This is a genomic window from Bacillus sp. FSL K6-1145 (assembly GCF_038003425.1).
Taxonomy (GTDB): Bacteria; Bacillota; Bacilli; order Bacillales; family Bacillaceae; genus Bacillus; species Bacillus pumilus.
The window spans coordinates 1,743,454-1,761,440 of record NZ_JBBOPC010000001.1; the positions used below are offsets into that span (position 1 = coordinate 1,743,454).

At 40.8% G+C, this 17,987-nt stretch carries 22 protein-coding genes; 15 read left to right on the forward strand and 7 right to left on the reverse strand.

Annotated features, from left to right (window positions below; all coding sequences use genetic code 11):
* Positions 1-15: 15 nt before the first annotated feature.
* The 3 genes from tkt to MHH41_RS08685 all read left to right on the forward strand — a co-directional run bounded on the left by tkt (position 16) and on the right by MHH41_RS08685 (position 2,967).
* Positions 16-2,019 (forward strand): transketolase, encoded by a 2,004-nt coding sequence (gene tkt, locus MHH41_RS08675; RefSeq protein WP_050944901.1) that lies wholly within the window; start codon positions 16-18, stop codon positions 2,017-2,019.
* A gap of 198 nt (positions 2,020-2,217) precedes the next feature.
* Positions 2,218-2,664 carry a sporulation inhibitor of replication protein SirA gene (gene sirA, locus MHH41_RS08680; RefSeq protein WP_050944900.1) on the forward strand — a complete coding sequence of 149 codons (447 nt, stop codon included), beginning with the start codon at positions 2,218-2,220 and terminating at the stop codon, positions 2,662-2,664.
* 84 nt (positions 2,665-2,748) lie between these two features.
* Positions 2,749-2,967 carry a YneF family protein gene (locus tag MHH41_RS08685; RefSeq protein WP_003212379.1) on the forward strand — a complete coding sequence of 73 codons (219 nt, stop codon included), beginning with the start codon at positions 2,749-2,751 and terminating at the stop codon, positions 2,965-2,967.
* A 263-nt stretch (positions 2,968-3,230) separates the two neighbouring features.
* Here the strand turns inward: MHH41_RS08685 and MHH41_RS08690 are convergent, their stop codons facing one another.
* On the reverse strand, positions 3,231-3,404 hold the full coding sequence (locus tag MHH41_RS08690) for an aspartyl-phosphate phosphatase Spo0E family protein (protein WP_371475009.1): 174 nt from the start codon (positions 3,402-3,404) through the stop codon (positions 3,231-3,233).
* Positions 3,405-3,612: 208 nt separating this feature from the next.
* Here MHH41_RS08690 and MHH41_RS08695 point away from each other — a divergent pair, with 208 nt between their 5' ends.
* Positions 3,613-4,320 carry a cytochrome c biogenesis CcdA family protein gene (locus MHH41_RS08695; RefSeq protein ID WP_003211967.1) on the forward strand — a complete coding sequence of 236 codons (708 nt, stop codon included), beginning with the start codon at positions 3,613-3,615 and terminating at the stop codon, positions 4,318-4,320.
* Between the two features lie 94 nt (positions 4,321-4,414).
* Positions 4,415-4,897 carry a CcdC family protein gene (locus MHH41_RS08700; RefSeq protein ID WP_034619875.1) on the forward strand — a complete coding sequence of 161 codons (483 nt, stop codon included), beginning with the start codon at positions 4,415-4,417 and terminating at the stop codon, positions 4,895-4,897.
* Positions 4,898-5,068: 171 nt separating this feature from the next.
* On the opposite strand, the gene MHH41_RS08705 is transcribed toward MHH41_RS08700, so the two are convergent.
* The 4 genes from MHH41_RS08705 to sspO form a co-directional block, all read right to left on the reverse strand.
* A complete protein-coding gene (locus MHH41_RS08705; protein WP_044141405.1) occupies positions 5,069-5,497 on the reverse strand; it encodes a DUF2621 domain-containing protein in 429 nt (142 codons plus the stop codon).
* A 260-nt stretch (positions 5,498-5,757) separates the two neighbouring features.
* Positions 5,758-6,159, reverse strand: a complete 402-nt coding sequence (locus tag MHH41_RS08710; RefSeq protein WP_050944897.1) for an Hsp20/alpha crystallin family protein — start codon at positions 6,157-6,159, stop codon at positions 5,758-5,760.
* A gap of 102 nt (positions 6,160-6,261) precedes the next feature.
* Entirely contained in the window at positions 6,262-6,408 is a 147-nt protein-coding gene (locus MHH41_RS08715; protein WP_012010105.1) for a small acid-soluble spore protein P, read from the reverse strand.
* Between the two features lie 16 nt (positions 6,409-6,424).
* The gene (gene sspO / locus MHH41_RS08720; protein WP_003210995.1) at positions 6,425-6,571 is read right to left on the reverse strand and encodes a small acid-soluble spore protein O; all 147 of its coding nucleotides are present in this window, start codon (positions 6,569-6,571) and stop codon (positions 6,425-6,427) included.
* A 220-nt stretch (positions 6,572-6,791) separates the two neighbouring features.
* On the opposite strand from sspO, the gene acnA reads away from it, so the two are divergent.
* The 7 genes from acnA (at position 6,792) to MHH41_RS08755 (ending at position 11,586) form a co-directional block, all read left to right on the forward strand.
* Complete coding sequence (gene acnA, locus MHH41_RS08725; protein WP_050944896.1) at positions 6,792-9,521, forward strand: aconitate hydratase AcnA; 2,730 nt, start codon at positions 6,792-6,794, stop codon at positions 9,519-9,521.
* Between the two features lie 72 nt (positions 9,522-9,593).
* Positions 9,594-10,097 carry a TlpA family protein disulfide reductase gene (locus MHH41_RS08730; protein WP_050944895.1) on the forward strand — a complete coding sequence of 168 codons (504 nt, stop codon included), beginning with the start codon at positions 9,594-9,596 and terminating at the stop codon, positions 10,095-10,097.
* Between the two features lie 71 nt (positions 10,098-10,168).
* Positions 10,169-10,294, forward strand: a complete 126-nt coding sequence (locus MHH41_RS08735; protein ID WP_003211002.1) for an FbpB family small basic protein — start codon at positions 10,169-10,171, stop codon at positions 10,292-10,294.
* Positions 10,295-10,345: 51 nt separating this feature from the next.
* Positions 10,346-10,489, forward strand: coding sequence for an acid-soluble spore protein N (locus tag MHH41_RS08740; RefSeq protein WP_008357830.1), 144 nt, complete (start codon positions 10,346-10,348; stop codon positions 10,487-10,489).
* 13 nt (positions 10,490-10,502) lie between these two features.
* Positions 10,503-10,745 carry a small acid-soluble spore protein Tlp gene (gene tlp / locus MHH41_RS08745; RefSeq protein WP_003211760.1) on the forward strand — a complete coding sequence of 81 codons (243 nt, stop codon included), beginning with the start codon at positions 10,503-10,505 and terminating at the stop codon, positions 10,743-10,745.
* Between the two features lie 103 nt (positions 10,746-10,848).
* Complete coding sequence (locus MHH41_RS08750; RefSeq protein ID WP_003211985.1) at positions 10,849-11,271, forward strand: acyl-CoA thioesterase; 423 nt, start codon at positions 10,849-10,851, stop codon at positions 11,269-11,271.
* A 3-nt stretch (positions 11,272-11,274) separates the two neighbouring features.
* Complete coding sequence (locus tag MHH41_RS08755; protein ID WP_050944893.1) at positions 11,275-11,586, forward strand: hypothetical protein; 312 nt, start codon at positions 11,275-11,277, stop codon at positions 11,584-11,586.
* A 39-nt stretch (positions 11,587-11,625) separates the two neighbouring features.
* Here the strand turns inward: MHH41_RS08755 and MHH41_RS08760 are convergent, their stop codons facing one another.
* Positions 11,626-11,913 carry a HesB/YadR/YfhF family protein gene (locus MHH41_RS08760; protein ID WP_003210876.1) on the reverse strand — a complete coding sequence of 96 codons (288 nt, stop codon included), beginning with the start codon at positions 11,911-11,913 and terminating at the stop codon, positions 11,626-11,628.
* 99 nt (positions 11,914-12,012) lie between these two features.
* Positions 12,013-12,594, reverse strand: a complete 582-nt coding sequence (plsY, locus tag MHH41_RS08765; RefSeq protein ID WP_003212462.1) for a glycerol-3-phosphate 1-O-acyltransferase PlsY — start codon at positions 12,592-12,594, stop codon at positions 12,013-12,015.
* A 154-nt stretch (positions 12,595-12,748) separates the two neighbouring features.
* Here plsY and MHH41_RS08770 point away from each other — a divergent pair, with 154 nt between their 5' ends.
* The 3 genes from MHH41_RS08770 (at position 12,749) to parC (ending at position 17,987) form a co-directional block, all read left to right on the forward strand.
* On the forward strand, positions 12,749-13,162 hold the full coding sequence (locus MHH41_RS08770) for a CoA-binding protein (RefSeq protein WP_050944892.1): 414 nt from the start codon (positions 12,749-12,751) through the stop codon (positions 13,160-13,162).
* A gap of 416 nt (positions 13,163-13,578) precedes the next feature.
* Positions 13,579-15,546: a DNA topoisomerase IV subunit B gene (gene parE, locus MHH41_RS08775; protein ID WP_095117801.1), complete on the forward strand. Its 1,968-nt coding sequence runs from the start codon at positions 13,579-13,581 to the stop codon at positions 15,544-15,546.
* A 2-nt stretch (positions 15,547-15,548) separates the two neighbouring features.
* Positions 15,549-17,987, forward strand: a complete 2,439-nt coding sequence (gene parC, locus MHH41_RS08780) for a DNA topoisomerase IV subunit A (RefSeq protein WP_340866138.1) — start codon at positions 15,549-15,551, stop codon at positions 17,985-17,987.

Below are 17,987 nucleotides of genomic sequence, written 5' to 3' on the forward strand. Positions count from 1 at the left end.
CGGAAGGGGATTTATATGGAAACGATTGAATTGAAATCTATTGCAACAATACGTACTCTCTCCATAGACGCAATTGAAAAAGCGAATTCCGGCCACCCTGGAATGCCGATGGGTGCTGCGCCAATGGCATACGCTTTATGGACGAATCACTTAAACGTAAGTCCGCAAAACCCAAATTGGTTTAACAGAGACCGTTTTGTATTATCTGCGGGACATGGTTCTATGCTTCTATATAGCATGCTTCATTTAAGCGGATACAACTTGAGCATCGATGATCTAAAACAATTCCGCCAATGGGGTAGCAAAACACCTGGACATCCTGAATTTGGACATACAGATGGCGTCGATGCTACAACAGGTCCTTTAGGACAGGGGATTGCCATGGCAGTTGGTATGGCACTTGCAGAAAGACATCTTGCGGAAACGTATAACAAAGACAACTTTAATGTTGTAGATCACTATACATACAGCATTTGCGGAGATGGAGACTTAATGGAGGGAATTTCCTCTGAAGCTGCTTCCCTTGCTGGTCATTTAGGCTTAGGCCGTTTAATTGTCCTTTATGATTCAAATGATATTTCTTTAGATGGCGACCTAGATCGTTCATTCTCTGAAAATGTGAAGAATCGTTTTGAAGCGATGAACTGGGAAGTTCTTTATGTGAAAGACGGCAACAACATTGAAGAAGTGACGGCTGCTATCGAAAAGGCAAAACAAAGCACAGACAGACCTACACTGATTGAAGTGAAAACAACAATTGGTTTCGGATCGCCAAACCGTGCAGGAACTTCTGGTGTGCATGGTGCACCACTTGGCAGCGACGAAGCCAAGCTGACGAAGGAAGCTTACTCTTGGACGTTTGAAGAAGATTTCCATGTACCTTCTGAAGTGTACGATCATTTCAAAGAAGCTGTAAAAGACGCTGGTCAGAAAAAAGAAGCAGCTTGGAATGAATTATTTGCGCAATATGAAAAAGAATACCCTGAGCTTGCAGCTCAATTGCAGCTTGCGATTGAAGGAAAGCTTCCTGAGAATTGGGATCAAGAGGTTCCTGTTTATGAAGCAGGTTCAAGTCTTGCCTCCCGCGCTTCTTCAGGCGAAGTATTAAATGGCATTGCGAAGCAAGTACCTTTCTTCATTGGCGGGTCTGCTGACCTTGCAGGTTCAAACAAAACAACGATTAAAAACACAGACGATTTTGGTAAAGATCATTATGCTGGTAAGAACATTTGGTTCGGCGTCAGAGAATTTGCAATGGGTGCCGCGTTAAACGGTATGGCGCTTCACGGCGGCCTTCGTGTATTCGGCGGAACGTTCTTTGTTTTCTCAGATTACTTAAGACCAGCGATTCGTCTTGCTGCCTTAATGGGACTTCCAGTCACTTATGTCTTTACTCATGACAGTATCGCTGTTGGTGAAGATGGTCCGACGCATGAGCCGGTTGAACAGCTTGCTTCATTACGTGCGATGCCGAACCTTTCTGTCATTCGCCCTGCGGATGGAAACGAAACAGCTGCAGCGTGGAAACTTGCTGTGTCTTCAACGGATAAACCGACAGCACTAGTTCTGACTCGTCAAAACCTTCCAACGATTGACCAAGCACCTGAGAAGGCGTATGAGGGAGTAGAAAAGGGTGGATACGTCGTCGTTGAAGCTGCTGATGCGCAGCCAGAAGCACTTCTACTCGCATCTGGATCTGAAGTCGGTTTAGCGATTGAAGCGCAAAAAGCACTTGAAAAAGAAGGAATCCGCGCGTCTGTTGTCAGTCTTCCTGCATGGGATCGTTTCGATCAGCAGTCAGACGAATACAAAGAATCAGTCCTTCCTACAGCAGTGCGGGCTCGTATTGCGATTGAAATGGGGGCTTCACTTGGCTGGGAGCGTTACACTGGTCTTGATGGTGACGTAATTGCCATTGATAAATTTGGCGCTTCTGCACCTGGTGAAACCATTATTGAGAAATACGGCTTCACGGTCAGCAATGTCGTCAGCCGTGTGAAAGCGAAGCTGAACAAATAACGAAGTCTCCAAGCATCATGCTTTTTTTCATCTGTTTGCAGAGCATTTTCATCCGCTCTGCAAACTTTTTTCTTTTTTCTTGTTTTTTTGACAAAACTAGTTTCTTCTTGCTTCATATATAGACAATTCTTTCTTTCACATTTTTGTATAATACAAGCAATATACGAGATTGACGAAATGTGAAAGGAAGGGATAGACATGGAACGCCATTATTATATTTATTGGATTGAGGATGAATTTGCGCATCATTATTTTGGCAGAGAATCAATTTTGTTTCATTTGTTTGAGTCGTTACACTGGACGAACCGCACGGAAGATGAATTGGTGATGCTTGTGAAACAAGTGGATTACGTGACGAAACGAATCCCTGCTTTTCATATGCATCAGCGATTAATGAACAACTTAACGAACGTTCACTATACACAAATTGGCTCGATATACAGCGCTTCCTTACCTAATGGAAAAGGAACGGCTGCATTTATCATAAAAGATCGTTATATCCAAATGTCTGCCACCGGTAGTTATGAAGCAGAAGCAGTGTTTTTTGAAGTGCTGAGAAAAATTAGTCCTTGCTTCCTTGCGATGGACTTCGGTTCAAAGAAGCACGGGTGGCTCAATCCGGTAAAAGTGAGGAATTTTGTTTAAAAAAATAAAATTGAACGTGAAATGTTGTATAATAGCCTTTTGTTTAGTACACTTTATACGAGACAACATGAAGGAGGAAGAATTATGGATTTATGGGTTGTCATCCTTGTAGGCGTTGTTGCACTGCTTGCAGGAGTTGCACTCGGATTCTTTATTGCTCGTAAGTATATGATGAGCTACTTGAAAAAGAATCCACCAATTAATGAACAAATGCTTCGAATGATGATGATGCAAATGGGCATGAAACCGTCCCAGAAGAAAATCAATCAAATGATGAAAGCCATGAACAACCAAGCGAAATAATACGTACGATATTATGATCATAGATGGAACATGGTTATAAAGAATGGACAAGCGTTGTCCTTTCTTTATTGAATTCACCTTCATCAGACGCTTTAAAACCACTGTACTTGCCTAAATGAAGCAGGGAAGGTGGTTTTTATTTTGGCGTCAGCTTCCTGTAAAAAAACAAAAACCCCTGTTATCAGAGGTTTTTGTTTCGTTTATGGTCACACATATCAACTGTTCTAAAAATCGTGCAGCATGATAAATATCATGAGATATGATTAGTTGGCTGAGTTTGAGTGTAAGTGTCGTTGATATTGTAAGAGGAGGTGATCTAGCTGCTGGCTATGTTCGATGGTCACTGTTGATGTCATCCCATTGTGCATCACAACTTTCATCAGCTCTTCTCTTTTTTCTTCGATTTGAGTTAATAATGATGTTTTTACCAAAGTCATGTTCCTTTCATGCAAATCTTGATAAAAAGAATCGATTCTATTATATCCATTTTCAGGTTTATTTTCAAATTTAAAGGATTCGTTATCTCGATGTCAAATTAAATTATATAAGGTTTTAAGAGAATAGACCATCTTTATTGAGAGGATGTAAAAAAAATGAAATGATTTTGTCATCTCTTATTGTATATTGTAAGAAGGGGGTGTTCTTTTGACAGATTTGAATTACTTTTTAGCTTTCGGAGCAGGATTCCTTTCTTTTATCTCACCGTGCTGTCTGCCGCTTTATCCAGCGTTTTTATCTTATATTACGGGCGTTAGTATGGATGAAGTGAAATCTGAGAAGGTGATGCTGAGAAGAAGAAGTCTGCTTCATACCTTATTCTTTTTAATTGGTTTCTCTATTATCTTTATTGCGATAGGCTTTGGGACATCGTTTGTTGGGAAGTTTTTTGATGATTACCATCAAGCGATTCGCCAGGTTGGAGCTATCCTCATTATTTTCTTTGGTTTTATGACGCTTGGTGTATTTCAGCCTTCTTTCCTCATGGGCGAAAAGAGAATGCAGTTCAAAAACCGACCTGCTGGTTTTTTTGGATCGATTCTCATTGGAATGGGCTTTGCCGCTGGTTGGACACCTTGTACAGGACCTATTTTATCTGCTGTTATCGCACTGGCGAGTAACAATCCTGAGTCGGCTGTGCCTTATATGATGGCGTATGTATTTGGATTTGGCGTTCCATTTTTTGTCCTCTCCTTTTTCATTACGAAAATGGCGTGGATCAGAAAGCGTCAGCAGCTCATCATGAAAATTGGCGGGATCATTATGATTGTGGTAGGGATATTGCTGTTCTTTGATCTTCTCACATGGATTATCATCATGTTCTCATCCTTGTTTGGCGGATTTACAGGCTTTTGAAATCGTTTTCTACAGTCGCGGCGAATGGTTTTTTTTCGTCAATTGGAGTATATTATACATAGGCTGACCTTAAAGAATAAAGGAATGATTTGATATGATGGTCTTAATCTCTTCTATAATTGCAATATGTATGGCGGTAGCCGTCATGTTTATTCGCATTAAGTCATCTGCGAAACCGGCAACCGCGAAAAAAATTATATTACCTCCTATTTTCATGAGCACTGGAGCTTTGATGTTTTTTGTTCCAATGTTTCAGGTAACTGGGGCTGAATTTCTTGAAGCGATCACAGTGGGGATGTTTTTCTCCATCTTTTTAATCAAAACATCGAAGTTTGAAATTAGAGGGAACGAGATTTACTTAAAGCGGTCAAAAGCATTTGTATTTATTCTCATTGGACTTCTTGTTCTTCGTATCGGGATGAAGACGATCCTGAGTTCTTCTATTGATTATGGCTCTCTAAGCGGAATGTTTTGGATACTTGCCTTTGGCATGATTGTACCTTGGCGCGTTGCCATGTATTTGTCGTTTAGAAAGCTGTCTAAGCAATTAGATCCGCAGCAGGTTCAAATGAATTAAACCCAGATTGTTGACAAAGGGCTAAAATGATCTTTATTTTAGCCCTTTGTCTTCTTTCTTTTCAGTGTGATAGAAAACCTTTGAAGTCTAGGAAGGGTGAGCACCAGCGCACAGGACTAACAAAGAATGCGAGGGTTTGTCTACACGCTGAACCTCCTTTTATAAAGGAGGTTATTTTAATAATGCTTCATATGGCGTATGATCGATGTTTTTTTCTTGAAGGCGCTTCAATAAAAACTTATGATCACGCTTTGGTGTAGCGATAATATAGCCGCGAATGATTAAGTCTAAATTAATGCTGGCAGCTTGTTCTTTTAAAGCCAGCTCGCCAATTTTTCCTGCAATTTTTTCTTTGGCGACATCTCTAAACAGCTCTGGAACAGGTAATACAAGCTCATTTAAAAGCTGTTTGTCTTCTTCCCGCCATAGGTGGAGGCTCTTTTGAATATATTCATCCTGCCAATCAAGCTCTGATTTCCCATCTTCCTTCGGCAATCGTTTTAAAAATTTGCGAAACATAAAAAAGCCACCGATTGCGAGTAATCCGATCATCACCGTACCCCAAAATAAAATGAACCACAAAAACCAGCCGCTTAACATGTTCTCACTCCTTATACCCCTCGTCTCTCTATCTTATTTTACATGAAGCGATGATAGAAGAAAATAACAAAAATGTATGTCTCTCATCTCTATGAACGCCTTTTTTCATTCATAACTGCCCATTTACTAGAAAGACCCAAACCATCTAGTAGAAAAAGAATACCTTATCATATAGCGACTCTACTATTTGGCCATGGTGGTTCGCAAAAGGTATTGACTTGACACGAACGGAAGAGAGCCCACCAAATGAAGGTGGGCTCTTAATGTTTGAAGTGCGGGATTTGAAAGGAAAATGCCCCGCGTGGATGGTCGGAACTTTTTTTAATTCTTATCGAAATGATTCGGTTTTCGTATTCTGTTTCAATCTCTTTGTCGTTCAAATAAAAAGGGAGCATGACACTTTTTTCAATTGGCTGTTCGCCTTCAACATTTGGCTTTTGTACCGTGCAACAGAGAGTCAGCTCATGTCCAGCGAAGGTCAGCTTTACATCGGTGATCGATAGGGTGGAGACATCAATCTCAATAATATAATCACGGCTTGTTTCATAAAGGTCAATTGGGAGGTGTTCATCATACCAGGCAAATGGATCATCCATTAAAACATTGAGCCAATCATCTATTTCTAGAAAATCAGAGGAATTCGATTGCTTTTCATTCTCCATAGACACTCCTCCATCACATCTCATAATAAATGATATGTTGAGAACTGAAATGTGTGAAAGACCTAAAACATTCCGTTTTGCCACGGGATGAGAGGAGAATGTTTACATATCGTGATGAGAATTGTGCTTTTGTCTTGTATGGTTGCGGTTTTTTACTTTTTTACTGCCTGATAATGGCTCAGGCTGTCCGCTTTGATGCTCCTTAGGCGAGTTTTGACGGATGTCTTTTCCTGTGTTTTTATTCGTCATGATGCTTGCTCCTTTCCTATTGGTTTTTTTTACGTTTTTTATTGTTTTGTCTTTGTTCTTCTGTTAAAACGAGTTGGTCATTTTCAATATAGCCTGCACCATTACCTTGGCTTTTGGCTGCATTCATGCCGTCAATCACATGATTTGCTTTACGTTTTGTCATGTTCTATCACCTCAATTGTAGTATGAACCTGCCCTGCTTGGATTATGAAGAGTAATCATTTCCTAGTGATAAGATAAACTTATTGAATTTAATAAAAGCATTGTTATTTACTTATGTATGAATTTGTTTTAAGATGAAATTGTGAGAAAATTGTGGTGAAATACGACGATTTTTCTGAGAATTGAAATTGATCTTGATCATCAAAAGGGGGATTTTGGATATGTCGAAACAGCAGCAAGTCGCTAAACAAGACGCTTTTCAATCTAGAAAAACGTTTTCGACAAATGGGAAAACGTATCACTATTATTCGTTAGAAGCACTAGAGAAACAAGGAATCGGAAATGTTTCTAAGCTGCCTTATTCCATTAAGGTACTTTTAGAATCAGTGCTTCGCCAAGTAGACGGTAGAGTGATCAAAAAGGAACACGTTGAAAACTTGGCAAAATGGGGAACTGCCGAGGTCAAAGAAATTGATGTTCCATTTAAACCTTCTCGTGTTATTTTACAAGACTTCACGGGTGTACCAGCCGTCGTTGACCTTGCTTCATTAAGAAAAGCAATGGCAGATGTAGGTGGGGATCCGGATAAAATCAACCCTGAAATTCCAGTTGACCTTGTTATTGATCACTCAGTACAAGTTGATAAAGCTGGAACTGAAGATGCATTAAATATTAACATGGATTTAGAATTCGAACGTAACGCAGAGCGTTATAACTTCCTTAGCTGGGCAAAGAAAGCGTTTAATAACTATCAAGCTGTTCCGCCTGCAACAGGGATTGTTCACCAAGTAAACTTAGAGTACCTTGCAAGTGTTGTTCATGCGATTGAAGAAGATGGCGAGATCATCACTTACCCAGATACATTGGTTGGTACTGACTCTCATACAACCATGATCAACGGTATCGGCGTACTTGGATGGGGCGTTGGCGGTATTGAAGCGGAAGCTGGTATGCTCGGTCAGCCTTCATACTTCCCAGTACCAGAAGTCATTGGTGCTAAATTAGTTGGAGAACTTCCAAACGGAACGACTGCAACTGACCTTGCATTAAAAGTGACACAAGTTCTGCGTGAAAAAGGCGTGGTCAACAAGTTCGTTGAGTTCTTTGGACCAGGTGTTGCACAGCTGCCGTTAGCAGATCGTGCAACGATTGCGAATATGGCGCCTGAATACGGGGCTACTTGCGGATTCTTCCCAGTAGATGAGGAAGCTCTTGCTTACCTTCGCCTTACTGGACGTGATGAAGAGCAAATTAATATCGTTGAAGAATATTCTCGCGCAAATGGCTTATTCTATACGCCAGATGTAGAGGACCCAATTTTTACGGATGTTGTGGAAATTGATCTTTCTCAAATTGAATCAAACTTATCTGGTCCAAAGCGTCCACAAGATTTGATTCCACTTTCAGAAATGAAAGAGACGTTCCATCAGCACATCGAAAGCCCAGCTGGTAACCAAGGGTTTGGATTAGAAAAATCAGAGCTGGATAAACAAATTGAATTTGATCTAGCAAATGGTGAAAAAGCTGTGATGAAGACAGGTGCGATTGCGATTGCAGCGATTACGAGCTGTACGAATACATCAAACCCTTACGTCTTAATCGGAGCAGGTCTTGTTGCGAAGAAAGCAAGTGAGCTTGGCATGAAGGTGCCAAACTACGTGAAAACGTCACTAGCGCCAGGTTCTAAGGTTGTGACAGGATACCTCGTGAACTCAGGACTTCTTCCATACTTAAGAGACCTTGGATTTAACATCGTTGGGTATGGCTGTACAACATGTATCGGTAACTCAGGACCGCTTGCGCAAGAAATTGAGGATGCTGTCTCTGAAAATGATCTGCTGATCACTTCTGTTTTATCAGGTAACCGTAACTTTGAAGGACGTATCCATCCGCTTGTGAAAGGAAACTACCTTGCATCTCCACCATTAGTTGTGGCATATGCACTTGCTGGTACGGTGAATATTGATTTAACAAAAGACCCTATCGGTGTGGATAAAAACGGTGAGAACGTTTATTTCAATGACATTTGGCCATCAATGGACGAAATCAACAGTGTCGTGAAAAGCACAGTCACACCTGAACTTTTCCGTTCAGAGTATGAAACTGTATTTGACAGCAATGACCGCTGGAATGAAATTAAAACGACAGATGATGCTTTGTATAAATGGGATGAAAATTCCACATACATTGACAACCCGCCATTCTTTGAAAACCTATCAGTTGAACCTGGTAAAGTTGAACCGCTTAAAGGCTTGCGCGTCGTTGCGAAGTTCGGTGACTCTGTGACAACTGACCATATTTCTCCTGCTGGAGCGATTGGTAAAGACACACCTGCGGGTAAATACTTGCAAGAAAGAGGCGTATCTCCTAGAGACTTTAACTCATATGGATCTCGCCGTGGTAACCACCATGTCATGATGAGAGGTACTTTTGCAAACATCCGTATTAAGAACCAAATCGCACCAGGAACAGAAGGCGGATATACAACGTACTGGCCAACTGGTGAAGTGACATCCATCTATGATGCATGCATGCGTTATAAAGAAGATGGCACAGGTCTTGCGATTTTAGCAGGTAAAGACTACGGAATGGGTTCTTCCCGTGACTGGGCTGCAAAAGGAACAAACCTTCTTGGAATTAAATTCGTTCTAGCTGAAAGCTTTGAGCGTATCCACAGAAGTAACCTTGTCTTCATGGGTGTACTTCCTTTACAGTTTAAAGACGGAGAAAGTGCAGAAACTTATGGACTAACAGGAACAGAAACATTTGAAGTTGAAGTTGATGAAACAGTTCGTCCACGTGATCTTGTCACTGTGAAAGCAATTGATACAGATGGCAATGAGAAAACATTTGAAGTGGTTGTTCGCTTTGACAGTGAAGTCGAAATTGACTACTATCGTCATGGTGGTATCCTTCAAATGGTACTTCGTGAAAAATTGGCAAGCAACTAATACTCATACAGCAAAGAAGAGAAGGCGCCTAGATAGCTTTCTCTTCTTTTTTAAAATAGTGGAGGATCAATCATGTGGAAAAAAGGAATAGCAAGCGCTGTTTTACTTGTATTGATTGGTTTACTTGTGTGGAATTTACTTGAACCAAAAGAGCCCGCAATCGGTCTTGAAAAAGGGGATCAAGCCCCTGATTTTGAACTTAAAACCCTTGATGGTCAAACGGCCTCGTTATCTGATTACAAAGGGAAAAAGGTGCTCGTCAATTTTTGGGCGACATGGTGTAAGCCATGCAGGACAGAAATGCCGGATCTAGACGCAATTAGAAGCGAATATGATCAGGTCGAAGTACTTGCAGTGAATTTAACGACCACTGAAAAAAGTGAAGATCATGTTGCAGCATTTGCAGATGAATTAAAGCTGAGCTTTCCTATTTTATTGGATCAAAAAGGCATTCAAGCACGATATCAGGTGCTTTCATACCCAACAACATACATATTAGATGAAAAAGGACGCATCATGTCTGTGAAGCATCAAATGCTGACAAAAAAAGAAATTGAGCAAGAGCTGGATCTATAATGATTCAGCTTTTTTGCTTATTTTCTAAATGTTTTGGCGAAAATGAAATACAAACACTGGAGGTGAGTACAATGAGAAGAAGAAAACGCCGTACATTTGAAGAGCTTGTACTTGAAAATAAAAAAGAATTATTAAGCAATGAGGAATTTTTAAACCAGCTTGAAGAAAAGTTGGAAGAGCGATTTAGACAGAAATAAGTTATGAATTATCCTTTTTCGTTCATCCTAAAGAAGAGGGAGGGATGAATGATGGGTAGAGAGCATGATAAACAAGCGCAGTTTACACCAGACCATTTAGGGACAAAACCTGTAGCATACAAACGCAATAAAGGTAAAAAGATGCATAATAAATCAAATGAACAGCCTGATGTGATCCAGACGAAGGGCGAATAAGGAGGGAATCAAGATGAATGGAAAGTCATATCAATCCAATCCAGATGATCGTTCTGATAATGTTGAAAAGCTGCAAGATATGATTGAAAACACCCTTGACAATATCGATGAATCTGAAGCAGCGATGGCCCTTTCGACAGATCAAGAAAAACAGATGATTAAGCAAAAAAATGAAAATCGAAAAATGAGCATAGATGCGATGCGTTCTGAAATCAAGGACGAAGAAGCAGCAAGAAAAAATGGCTATACTGAATAAACCAGGGATCCCTGGTTTATTTTATTGCCTCCTTTTAGAAGAACCATTTCGATTGTGGTAAAATGGCAGAGATCTTAGGTTTTGATAGGAGAGCGATGAAAACGTGTATGTATCTAAAAAAGAAATAGAAGTCCGTTATGCAGAAACAGATCAAATGGGCATTGTGTATCATGCCAATTATTTAATCTGGATGGAAGTCGGCAGAACAGCACTGATTAAAGAATTAGGATTTTCCTATGCGCAGCTAGAAGCAGACGGCGCTCTTGCACCCGTTATAGATTTGCAGGTGAAATATAAAAAACCACTCCTGTACGGTGAAACAGCGACCGTTCATACTTGGATTGAAGAATACAATGGACTCAAAACGGTGTATGGCTACGAAATTCAAAAGCCTGATGGACAAACAGCGATTACAGGGACAACCTCGCATATTTGTGTAGACAAAGACACCTTTAGACCTATTCAATTTAGAAAAGCATTTCCTGCCTGGCACAAAGTATATGAACAGTCGAAGAAGCAGGTTTAACTTATGGCGTTTGGTCTTAAAAGAAGCGATCTAAATGCGTGGAAATCAGCTGTTCAGCAGGGAAAAATGGCCTTTTTAACTCATTATTGGCTTGATGACCGTTTCCCGCATGCTAATACCGTCACTAAAGCAGCCTGTCAGGATATGAAGCAGTTAATTGAATGGGGAGAAAAGCATGGACTTAAAAAAGAATGGATTCATGACCGCGCAGGGTTTCCTCACTTTGACTTGATCGGTGAACCACAAAAAAGAATCCTGCAAAAGGAGCGGTCTTTAGGAAACATTCAGGAGTATGGACTATATATTGAAGGATAAAACAAAAAAGATACCCGAGGGATGAGGTATCTTTTTTGTTTATTCATAATGAAATTCTGGTTCTTTTACAGACTCGTTATAATCAATATGCAGATCATGGTTGTCAAAATACCAAATATCACTTTCTTCTACAAAGAAAGTAATACCTTCTATTTCAGCGGTTGCGCCGGCATTTTGAGGTTCATCTTTTGCGACGCCGAGAGAAAAGCCTTTTTGTACATTACTGCACCCGCCATATCTCACAAAAAAGCGAACTTGATCACCTTTTTCTAAATCTAATTCATCCTTGTACCAATTAAGTGCATCTTCTTTTATCGTTAATTTCAATGTGATCGCCCCTTTTTGAAGTCATGCTGTTTTTTAAAATGCAGGATGCAAAAAACAGCTTTTCTTTACTTTTACCACAGAATGAAACTTATGAAACGGCTAGAGCCATTTGATTTTCGGTTCAGTTTTGTTGAGGATTCGTTTGAGGTTGGCGATGTGTCTGTAGATCACAAAACCAGCAAGAACGGCAACAACAATGATTAAGAATACGTCTTTGGTGAATATGCTGTAAATGAATGTATAGATGCCGGTCAGCATAGATGATAATGAAACATATTTACTAATGTATAAAAATAAGAAAAAAGCAGCGATCATCGTGATAAATAAGAATGGGGCATAAAATAATAACACGCCGCCAGATGTAGCGACTGCTTTTCCCCCTTTAAATTTTGCAAAGATAGGAAAGCTGTGACCGATAACAGCAGCAACCCCTACTAATAAGGGATGAATGTCCAGTTGCATGAAAAACGGTAAAGCAGAAGCGAGAGTCCCCTTTAAAATATCAGCAGAAATAACGATAGACCCTGCTTTTACGCCAAGCGTACGAAATGCATTCGTCGCACCTAGGTTGCCGCTGCCATGTTCACGGATATCAATACCCTTTGCAGCTTTCCCGACAATGAGACCGGATGGAATACTGCCGAGAAGATAAGCCAAAATAAACATCAAAGCAATTAACATCTGCATAACTCCTTTATATTCTCCCTCTTGTCTTACATTTTAACATGATCTTATGAAAAACATGGGGATCTTTTTTTGAAAAAATCAAAAGCAGATGGATTCAGCTTTGTTTTTAAGCAGAAGTTCGCTAAAATAGAGGAAAAGGGGTGTTTGGATGAATCATCCTTCGAAACAAGAAATTGGCCGCATATTAAAAAGCAGTAAACGAATTGCTGTTGTTGGTTTATCAGATCAACCGCACCGAACGTCATATATGGTGTCTAAAGCGATGCAGGATGCCGGTTATGAGATCATACCGGTGAATCCAACGATCGATGAAGCACTTGGTGTGAAAGCAGTCGCTTCACTAAAAGATATCAAAGAGCCTGTTGATATCGTGAATGTTTTTAGACGTTCAGAGTTTTTGCCCGAGGTAGCAGAAGAATTTCTTGAAATAGACGCACCTGTTTTTTGGGCTCAGCAAGGCATCTATCACGAAGAAGCGAAAAGGCTGATTGAGGAAAATGGCAAGGTCGCCATCATGGATGTATGTATCAAGGTGGCTCATGCAATGACAAAAACTCATTAAATCGTCAAAAATCCTTGGTTTTCAAGGATTTTTGCTTTTTTGTTACAGAAATATATTTGCGATTCTAGAAGAAAGCGATAAAATAAGGCGACAGGGACATATCGGTGATCTTGCATAACAAGCAAAAGAGCGATAAGATAAAAAACAGAACATTTGTTCCGTTTTGTAAAAATCATCATATGATTGCATTTGGCTTATCAAACAGTCTTGTTTATAATGGACTTCTAGTTCTCATTGCAGAATGTAGAACATTCTCATAGCCGTGCAAAGGAGCATGTTTTGTTGAACCATACATGCATGGTGATGATGCAGCTTATTAAAGTGGACAGTAATGAGCAGCATGATCATCATTAAAATCTAGAGAGATCATTTGATGGTTTGCCGGTTATGTTTGTTAGTGAAAGGGGATTAAGCATTTGGTTAAAAAGCAGCAAGTAGATTATAACGATGATTCTATTCAGGTGCTAGAGGGGCTTGAAGCGGTCCGTAAACGTCCAGGAATGTATATTGGGTCAACGGATTCACGCGGTCTTCATCACCTTGTCTATGAGATTGTAGACAACTCTGTCGATGAAGTACTCGCTGGCCATGGAGATCATATCGTTGTCAAAATACATAAAGATAATAGCATTTCCGTCCAGGATAAAGGACGCGGGATGCCTACTGGTATGCATAAGCTTGGAAAACCGACACCTGAGATCATTTTAACGGTCCTTCACGCAGGCGGAAAATTTGGTCAAGGCGGATATAAAACAAGTGGTGGGCTTCACGGAGTTGGGGCATCTGTTGTAAACGCGCTGTCAGAGTGGCTTACTGTCACAATTGAACGTGATGGCTTTATTTATCATCAGCGCTTTGAAAACGGCGGAAAGCCTGCCACATCACTTGAAAAAGTCGGAAAAACGAAAAAAACGGGAACACTGATTCATTTTAAACCAGATCGATCGATGTTCAGCGTTACAACCTATAATTTCGATACGTTATCAGAACGTTTAAGAGAATCTGCCTTTTTATTGAAAGGATTAAAAATAGAGCTGATTGATGAACGACATGATGTACAAGAAACCTTTTATTATGAGACGGGCATTGAAGCCTTCGTTGCTTATTTAAATGAAGAAAAAGATGTTCTGAGTGAAGTGGTCTCATTTGAAGGAGAGCATCAATCCATCGAAGTAGACTTTGCATTTCAATTCAATGACGGCTACTCGGAAAATATTCTTTCTTTCGTCAATAACGTGAGAACAAAAGATGGCGGTACGCATGAGTCTGGTGCCAAAACGGCGATGACGAGAGCCTTTAATGAATATGCGCGCAAAGTAGCCCTTTTAAAAGAAAAAGACAAAAATTTAGAGGGCACTGATATTCGCGAAGGGCTGTCTGCTATTATTTCTGTCAGAATTCCTGAAGAACTGCTTCAATTTGAAGGCCAGACAAAAGGAAAGCTTGGAACAAGTGAGGCTCGCTCAGCTGTTGATGCTGTTATTTCTGAAAAGCTGGCTTATTTCCTTGAAGAAAACCGTGAAACAGCGACTCTTCTTGTGAGAAAAGCGATTAAAGCGCAGCAGGCAAGAGAAGCTGCTAGAAGAGCACGTGAAGAAGCAAGGAGCGGCAAGAAACGGAAAAAGTCCGAAGCAACACTGAGCGGTAAATTAACACCTGCTCAATCTAGAAACCCCGCAAGAAATGAATTGTACCTAGTAGAGGGCGACTCAGCGGGCGGGTCAGCAAAACAAGGACGTGACCGTAAATTCCAAGCGGTGCTGCCGCTTCGTGGAAAGGTCATTAACACAGAAAAAGCGAAACTTGCTGATATTTTCAAAAATGAAGAAATCAACACCATTATTCATGCGATCGGTGGAGGCGTCGGTGTCGATTTTAATGTAGAAGACATCAATTATGACAAAATCGTGATCATGACAGATGCTGATACGGATGGAGCGCATATTCAAGTGCTTCTGCTCACGTTCTTCTACCGCTATATGAAGCCGCTGATTGAGCATGGCAAAGTGTTTATTGCACTACCGCCTTTATATAAAGTCAGCAAAGGCTCAGGTAAAAAAGAAGTTATTGAGTACGCATGGTCTGATGAAGAAATGGACGACGTACTGAAGAAAGTTGGAAAAGGGTACACGATTCAGCGCTATAAAGGTTTAGGTGAAATGAACGCCGACCAGCTATGGGAAACGACAATGAATCCAGAATCGAGAACACTTGTCAGGGTTAAAATCGACGATGCTGCACGTGTGGAACGCCGCGTCACGACATTGATGGGTGACAAAGTAGAACCACGTCGTAAATGGATTGAAAAGAATGTCGCCTTTGGACTTGATGAGGAAAGCAACATTCTTGAAAATGAAAACTTGTCGCTAGCTGAGGAGGTTTAAACATGGCACAACAAGAACGATTTCATGATTTACCATTAGAAGAAGTAATCGGAGACCGGTTTGGTCGCTATAGTAAATATATTATCCAAGACCGCGCGCTTCCAGATGCGCGAGATGGACTAAAGCCTGTACAACGAAGAATCTTATATGCGATGTACGCAGAAGGAAACACGCAAGATAAAAACTTCCGTAAAGCCGCGAAAACAGTCGGTAACGTGATTGGTAACTATCATCCGCACGGTGACTCATCTGTTTATGAAGCGATGGTGAGAATGAGTCAGGATTGGAAAGTACGGAATGTGCTCATTGAGATGCATGGAAATAACGGGAGTATCGATGGTGATCCGCCTGCTGCCATGCGTTATACGGAAGCAAGGCTATCTGCGATTGCTTCAGAGCTATTAAAGGACTTAGACAAGGAAACGGTCGAGTTTGTCGCAAACTTTGATGATACAAGCAAGGAGCCTGTTGTTTTACCAGCAATGTTTCCAAACCTTCTCGTGAATGGATCAACAGGGATTTCTGCTGGTTATGCCACTGATATCCCGCCGCATCATCTAGGAGAAGTGATTGATGGTGTCATTAAACGAATCGAACAGCCGCATTGTACGGTTGAGGACTTAATGACGGTCATCAAAGGTCCAGATTTCCCAACAGGCGGTATCATTCAAGGGGTAGACGGCATTAAGAAGGCCTATGAAACAGGCAAAGGAAAGATCATGATTCGCGGAAAAGCGGAGATTGAAACTATCCGCGGCGGGCGCCAGCAAATTGTGATCACAGAGATTCCTTATGAAGTGAATAAAGCCAACCTTGTCAAAAAGATGGACGAGTTCCGAATTGAAAGAAAAGTGGAAGGAATTTCAGAGGTTCGAGACGAGACTGACCGGACTGGACTTCGAATCGTAGTAGAGCTGAAAAAAGAAGCAGATGCAAATGGTGTTTTGAATTTCTTATATAAAAACTCAGATCTGCAAATCCCGTATAACTTTAATATGGTGGCGATACATAATCGTAGACCAACCTTAATGACGCTGACAACTATACTTGATGCATATATTGCTCATCAAAAAGAAGTGGTGACGAATCGCTCAGCATATGAGCTTCGAAAAGCGAAGGAACGCCACCATATTGTAGACGGATTAATTAAGGCGCTATCCATCTTAGATGAAGTCATTGCCACAATCCGCTCTTCTAATGATAAGCGAGATGCGAAAAACAACTTGATGGATAAATATGACTTTACAGAAGCACAATCAGAAGCAATTGTTTCCCTCCAGTTATATCGTTTAACGAATACGGATATTACGCAATTAAGAGACGAAGCAAGTGAGCTTGATGTGCGTATAGCAGAACTTGAAGACATTTTAGGTAACGAGAAAAAGCTGCTAAAGGTCATTACAAACAGTTTGAAAAAGCTCAAAAAGACATATGCTGATGAGAGACGATCTGTCATTGAGGAAAAAATCGAAGAAATTAAGATTAACCTAGAAGTGATGATTGCCTCAGAGGATGTTTACGTCACGGTGACGAAGGATGGGTACATCAAACGGACAAGCCAGCGCTCCTATGCTGCATCTAACGGTAAGGACTTTGGCATGAAGGATACAGACCGCCTGATTCATCAGTTTGAAATGAACACAACAGATGTCCTTCTATTGTTCACGAATAAAGGGAGCTACATTTATTGTCCTGTGCATCAGCTGCCAGACATACGATGGAAAGACATGGGGCAGCATATTACGAATATCATTTCAATTGATCGTGATGAATCCATCCAAAAAGCCATTCCAATTAAAGAATTTGATGAAACATCGTATCTGCTGTTCTTTACAAAGGGCGGAATGGTGAAAAAAACAGAACTTCTTCAATATAAAGCGCAGCGCTATTCAAAACCACTTGTCGCCTTGAACCTAAAAGGGGACGATGAACTCGTGGATGTCCATGTGACAACAGGACAGCAGGAATTGTTTATTGCGACGAAAAATGGCTACGGATTGTGGTTTGATGAAGAAGAAGTAAGTGTTGTTGGTCCGAGAGCGGCTGGTGTTAAAGGAATCAACTTGAAGGACGGGGACGAAGTAGTCTCTGGCCAGATCATTGATCCGAAAAACGATGTCCTTGTGCTGACGACACAAAGAGGGGCTGTGAAGCGAATGAACCTCTCTGAATTTGATAAAACATCTAGAGCAAAACGCGGAGTTCTGATGCTAAGAGAATTAAAGAAAAACCCGCATCGTATTGTGGCTGTCATTGCTGCATCACTGCACGACACACTTGAAATGGATACAGAGAAGGGTGCAACGATTCCGCTTGATATCTCTACTCTCAGAGCGAATGACCGTTATAGCAATGGATCATTTATTGTAGATGAGGAAGAGCTGGGAGAAGTAACGCATGTCCTTGTCACACCTCAACCTGCACCAGATGACAATAAATAA